The following is a 5,861-nucleotide window of genomic DNA, read 5'->3' on the forward strand; positions in this document are numbered from 1 at the left end:
CAGACGTGACAGACTTCTCAAACCTTCTGGCCGCCGCCCACCAGGCAGAAAAGGGCAAGCGATTTCGAGAAAACATCCTGCGCTTCAACTACAACCTAGAATCTGAACTGATTCGCCTTCAGCAAGAACTCCTCACCCAAACCTATTGCCCCGGCGAATACAAAACCTTCCAGGTCAAACAGCCCAAACCCCGCCTCATCTCCGCCGCGCCCTACCGCGACCGCGTGGTACATCACGCCCTCTGCAACGTCATTCAACCCATCTTCGAGCGCACCTTCATCCACAATTCCTACGCCAACCGGGCGGGCTATGGCAGCCATCGAGGGCTACAGCGCTTTACCCGATTCGCCCGCTCCAGCCGCTATGTCCTCCAGTGCGACATCCGCAAATACTTTCCCAGCATCGATCACGCCATCCTCAAAACCTCGGTTTAGTGTGCCTACTCGTCGGCGCAGATCACCACGCAATCATTATGCCTGGAGCCAGCCAAAAATTTCTCCGACGGTGAGCCGCACTGCCTCGGCAAACGCGGGCACGGGCAGCACGCTATCCGGCTCGTCAAATAGTTGAACTGATAGCTGCACCGACTGATTTGCGCCATAGACGAAGATGCACCCCTCTTCCGGGTCGAGCAGCCAGCCCATCTCCGCGCCGTGGCTGAGGCAGTGCAGAATGTTGCGAATTACCCTGGACTGGCTCTGTCCTGGCGAGAGGATTTCTATCGTCCAGTCGGGCGGCAGCATAAACACATTTTCAACTCGCCCGTCTGGTTGTCGGGGAATGCGCTCCCAGCGAAAGACCGCAACATCTGGCACAATCGATCGTCCCCCAAACGTGCAGCGCAGTTCTGGATAGGCACGTCCTATCTTTGGCGGCTTGAGTGCTGCGTTGATCGCACTCGTCAGGTCACCTTGGAGCGTGCTGTGTTCACCTTGGGGCATGGGTTTTTGAAGGATATTGCCGTCAATGAATTCGCTGGCGGGCTTGGTTTCGGGCAGCGCCAGAAATTCCTCCAGGGTCAGCGGCTTTGTGGGAACTTGCACCATGAGACAGGCTCCAGGGGCGAAGGGCGAATTGAAGGGGCGACGGGCCGTAGGGCTGAGTCTTATTCTAGGCGATTCCCCTGCAACGCTCCCTGAGCCGCCGCACTCTGGCAAAGGTTCACTGAATCAACCCTGAATCAGCACTGAATCAGCACTAAATAAATGCGTGAGGTCTAAACACTCTGGATGCGAGGCGATGATGAGATGATGGACAGGGTGATGAATATCAAGCAGCAAGTTTCAAGCCGCAAATCCAGAGTCTATCCCTCATCCCGTCTTGTCTCAATATGTCTTACTACATTCCGCCCAAATTTCTGGATCGCCTCTCGGTGCATATCACCAAGAACTTTCTGGCGCTGCCCAACGTCAAGGTGCCGCTGATTTTGGGGATTCATGGGCGCAAAGGCGAGGGCAAAACCTTCATGTGCGAGCTAGTGTTTAAGCGCATGGGGCTAGGGGCGGTGTATATGTCGGCAGGCGAGTTGGAAAGTCCTGATGCGGGCGATCCGGCGCGGCTGATTCGGCTGCGCTATCGGGAGGCGGGCGAGTGGAGCCGTACCCACGGGCGCATGGCAGTGCTGATGATCAACGACGTAGATGCGGGCATTGGGCGGGTGGATGCCAGCACGCAATATACCGTGAATACGCAGTTGGTCAACGCCACGCTGATGAACATTGCCGACAACCCGACCAATGTGCAGCTTCCGGGCAGCTATGATGCAGAGCCGACCCAGCGAATTCCGATTATCGTGACGGGCAATGACTTTGCAACGCTGTATGCGCCGCTGATCCGCGATGGACGGATGGAGAAATTCTTTTGGGACCCGACGCGGGAGGATCGGCTGGGCATTGTGGCGGGCATTTTTGAGGCGGATGGCGTTCCCCGATCGGACGTGGAAGCGCTGGTGGATCACTTTGCTGACCAGGCAACGGACTTTTTTGGCGCACTGCGATCGCGCTTGTATGATGAACAGGTTCGCACGCTCATTCACCAGGTCGGCATCGACAAGATTTCGCAGAAGGTGGTTCACAGCGACGGCAAGCCGACGGAATTTCAAAAACCCAACTTTAGCCTGCAACATTTAATCGAGATCGGCACAGAGATGGTGCAGGAGCAGGAACGCATTCGTGAACTGCGGCTGGTATCTGAATATAACGAGGTGCTGAAGGGCGATCGCCCCCGCTCAGGGAACCGCGCAAGCCATTCGATCAGCAAATCCGATAAATACTTTATGTATTATGGCGATCGCCCTAGCCCGTCCGAACCTCCACCCACCAAGTCCGCCAATGGGAACGGGATGGCATCATTGAAAACTTCCCCCCCTGGAACGCAGCCTACCATCGCAGCAGAGGTCGCCGAGGAAATTCGCAGCATCCTGGCAGGAGGGCTACGACTCGGCATTGAGTACGTGGATGAACGCCGCTATCGCATGGGGTCGTGGCAGTGTTTTGGAACCTACGACGGCAGCCCAGAGGAGGCGATCGCCGCGCTGGAGCGCTGCATTGCAGAACATCCGAAGGACTACATTCGCCTCGTCACCATCGACAAACACCGCAACCGCATGGGCGATCGCCTCATTCAGCGTCCGTAGCCGTTAGCAGGCAAGATTCGAGGACGTGCCACAAACCAGCGCACAGCAAACGAGAGTGCAGCAAATTAAAGCAGCAAATTAAAGCAGCAAATCAAAAAAGTGGAAATCATGGGCGAGGAACAGCGCGAGGGAACCGAGCCTCGCAAAAAACACAAGTTTGACTGGGGCTGGCGGACGGTGCTGCTCGCGGCGGCCCTCTTTTGGGTGCTGTGCAGCATTTTTGCGCTGCAACGGTTCTATAACTTTTTCCCGACGTTTGTGTCGTTCGACCAGGGCATCTTCAACCAGGTGTTTTGGAATAGTCTGCACGGACGCTGGTTTGAAGGCTCCCTCTCCTCCAGCGAATCGAGCGCCGTGCAGCTAGACAACCAACTGCCGGAGGTGTTTTATCGCCGCCTCGCCCAGCATTTCACCCCCGCGCTGCTGCTGTGGCTGCCGATTTATGCCCTGTTTCAGTCCCCTGCGGGGCTGTCGCTGCTGCAAGTATCGCTGATGACAGCGGGCGGACTGGTGTTGTACGCGCTGGCCCGTCACTATCACCCGCCCCATGTGTCGGCGCTGATTGCCGTCAGCTACTTTTGTGCGAATGCAGTCATCGCGCCGACATTGGCCAATTTCCACGATTTCTCCCAAATTCCGCTGTTTGTCTTTAGCCTGCTATGGGCGATGGAAAAGCGGCGCTGGTGGCTGTTTTGGCTGCTGCTGGGGCTGACGCTGGTGGTGCGCGAAGATGCCGGAGTGATTACCTTTGGCGTGGGCTTCTACATGGCAGCATCGCGGCGGTTTTTGCGGGCGGGGGTGGCGGTGTGCGTCCTCAGCCTGGGCTATATGCTGCTGCTGACGAATTGGGTGATGCCGCTGTTTGCGCCGGACATTTCGCGGCGGTTTATGGTGGAGCAGTTTGGACGGTTCACTAACGGGCAGGAGGCTTCGACACTGGAGGTGCTGTGGGCGATGATCCGCAACCCCGACCAGGTTTTGGCAGAAGTGGTCAACCCACCGGGACGCACCCTCAGCTATGTCTTGGCGCAATGGCTGCCGCTGGCGTTTGTGCCTGTGATTTCGCTGGATGCGTGGCTGCTGACGGGGTTTCCGCTGCTCAAGCTGCTGCTGCAAGAAGACCCTACTGCCCTGTCGATGCACCTGCGCTATGCCGTGTCGCTGGTTCCGGGGTTGTTCTACGGCGCAATCCTCTGGTGGCACAAGCATCCCCACTGGTTTCGCCCCCGCTTGCGGCAGTTTTGGCTATTTTGCCTGGGGCTGGCGCTGCTGTTCACAGTTGCGTCAAATCCCAATCGGGCACTGTCGCTGTTCATTCCCGACTCGATCCAGCCGTGGGTCTACACGTCGCCCGCTCGCCAGTGGGAACACGCCCAGGCCGTGCGATCGCTCTTGCGGCAAATCCCCAGCGATGCCAGCGTCACCGCTACGGGAAACATCGTGGCGCATCTCTCCAGCCGCCGCGAAGTCTTGCGCTATCCGGGCACGCGCCTGATCAACGACGACCGCAAACAGATTGGCGTGGAATATGCCGTGCTGGATTTTTGGTATCCACTGCGCTTTTCGGCGGCCTTTCCCGACGAAGGCAGAAGCTTTTTTGGCATGACCAACCGCGTCCTCGGCTGGCTCCGAGACGGCAGCTTTGGGCTGATGGATTTTCAGGATGGCGTTGCCCTGCTGCGGCGCGGCGTGCCCTCCAGCCCCGAAGCCGCCGCCGCCTGGAACCAGTTTCACCAGCCGCTGGATTAAGCCATCCGACGGAACCCGAATCGCTTGCATAGAATGTTCTTTTGGAGTCTCTTTCCCCTGCTGCCATGAATGCCTTTGAACCGCCTGCTGCCGAAAATCCTGCCGCCGAAAACCCTGCCGCCGAAAATCCTGTTGCCCAAAAACGATATGAGGGCAAGGCCAAAATCCTCTACGCCACCGACGATCCAGAAGTCTTGCTGACCTACTTCAAAGATGATGCAACCGCGTTTAATGCCCAAAAGCGCGGCACGATTTCCGGCAAAGGCGAGGTGAATTGCGCCATGTCGCAGCATTTGTTTCGCCTGCTAGAGGCGCAGGGCGTGCCGACCCACCTGATCGACTGCCCCACGTCCAACACCATGCGGGTGCGGCGGGTGTCGATTGTGCCCTTGGAGGTGGTGGTCAGGAACATTGCGGCGGGGAGTCTCTGTCAACAGACTGGGTTGGAATTGGGAACCCCGCTCAGTCCGCCGCTGGTAGAGTTTTACCTGAAAAACGATGCCCTCGGCGATCCGCTGCTGACGGAAGATCGGCTGCGCGTGATGGGGCTGGCCACGCCCGATCAGGTGCAACAACTCCGGGAGATGGCGCTGCGGGTCAACCAGGTGCTGTCTGAGTTCTTTAATCAGTGTGGGATTACACTGGTGGACTTCAAACTGGAGTTTGGGGTTGATGGAACAGGCAAGCTGCTGCTGGCGGATGAGATTAGTCCCGATACGTGCCGTCTGTGGAACCAGGCGGAGTCTGACCCCAACCGCAGGGTGATGGATAAAGACCGATTTCGACGCGATTTGGGCGATGTGGAGGCTGCGTACCAGCAGGTGCTACAGCGAGTTCTGGCACAAAGCGTCTAGAAGGGCGTTGCCAATGCTGTAAAATTGCTCCGTTTGCTCGGAATTGCGATTCGCGAAGCGATCCCTACGGGAATCGCACTCGGCTCGTCAATCCCGATCTGCGTCTCGACTAGGCTATCTCGACTGGGCTATGCCGTCGCGCTGATCCGAATCGTTCCTGGCTGACCTAGCCGATTGTTTTGCTCAGTTCTTCCTGTCTGTGGTGTGTGGACGTGTTAAAACCTATGCGTTTTTCTCCTGTCGTATTGGCGGCGATCGCCATTTCTTCCGTTTCAGGTCTTGCGGCTCCGGCGGCGCGCGCTCAGACTGCTCCCCTCTCCGAGCAATCGTCCCAAGGTCAGGTTCAGCAGTCGCCCCATGAGCCAGTTGACGCATCCGCTGCGGCTGTGGGGGATGGAGCCGTCTCACCGAGCCTAGTCAAGCCAGATCTGCCACCAGGGGCGATCGCCCGCGCTGAGGTGGATGCCGCATCGGGCACTCCAGAAGGGGCGATCGCAGCGGCTCCGACCCATTCGGTGAACGGAGATGCAACTGGGCTGGCCAACCTGCTTTCCTCCAAGCCTGCTGAGCAACCGCTGGCTGAAGGGATATCCCCTCTGGCAACCCAGTCGCCGAGAACCGAG

Annotated in this window: 5 protein-coding genes and 1 pseudogene; 5 read left to right on the forward strand and 1 reads right to left on the reverse strand. The window is 58.1% G+C overall.

Translation table 11 applies throughout. The features are described from left to right. Nucleotides 1–5 precede the first annotated feature (5 nt). A pseudogene (locus IGS51_RS05790) lies at nucleotides 6–425 on the forward strand (RNA-dependent DNA polymerase); the annotation flags it as partial. Nucleotides 426–470: 45 nt separating this feature from the next. On the opposite strand, the gene IGS51_RS05795 reads toward IGS51_RS05790, so the two are convergent. Next, nucleotides 471–1,046, reverse strand: a complete 576-nt coding sequence (locus IGS51_RS05795) for a Uma2 family endonuclease (protein ID WP_297077064.1) — start codon at nucleotides 1,044–1,046, stop codon at nucleotides 471–473. A gap of 284 nt (nucleotides 1,047–1,330) precedes the next feature. Here IGS51_RS05795 and IGS51_RS05800 point away from each other — a divergent pair, with 284 nt between their 5' ends. From IGS51_RS05800 to IGS51_RS05815, 4 genes are all read left to right on the forward strand, one after another. Next, complete coding sequence (locus IGS51_RS05800; protein WP_297077066.1) at nucleotides 1,331–2,635, forward strand: AAA family ATPase; 1,305 nt, start codon at nucleotides 1,331–1,333, stop codon at nucleotides 2,633–2,635. Between the two features lie 108 nt (nucleotides 2,636–2,743). Beyond that, nucleotides 2,744–4,384: a DUF2079 domain-containing protein gene (locus tag IGS51_RS05805; protein WP_297077069.1), complete on the forward strand. Its 1,641-nt coding sequence runs from the start codon at nucleotides 2,744–2,746 to the stop codon at nucleotides 4,382–4,384. 65 nt (nucleotides 4,385–4,449) lie between these two features. Continuing rightward, nucleotides 4,450–5,238, forward strand: coding sequence for a phosphoribosylaminoimidazolesuccinocarboxamide synthase (purC, locus tag IGS51_RS05810; RefSeq protein ID WP_297077071.1), 789 nt, complete (start codon nucleotides 4,450–4,452; stop codon nucleotides 5,236–5,238). Between the two features lie 224 nt (nucleotides 5,239–5,462). After that, nucleotides 5,463–5,861, forward strand: a 399-nt coding sequence (locus IGS51_RS05815) for a hypothetical protein (protein ID WP_297077074.1), incomplete at its 3' end; no start/stop codon positions are given.

The organism is Thermoleptolyngbya sp. M55_K2018_002, from assembly GCF_015295965.1.
GTDB classification, from domain to species: Bacteria; Cyanobacteriota; Cyanobacteriia; order Elainellales; family Elainellaceae; genus Thermoleptolyngbya; species Thermoleptolyngbya sichuanensis.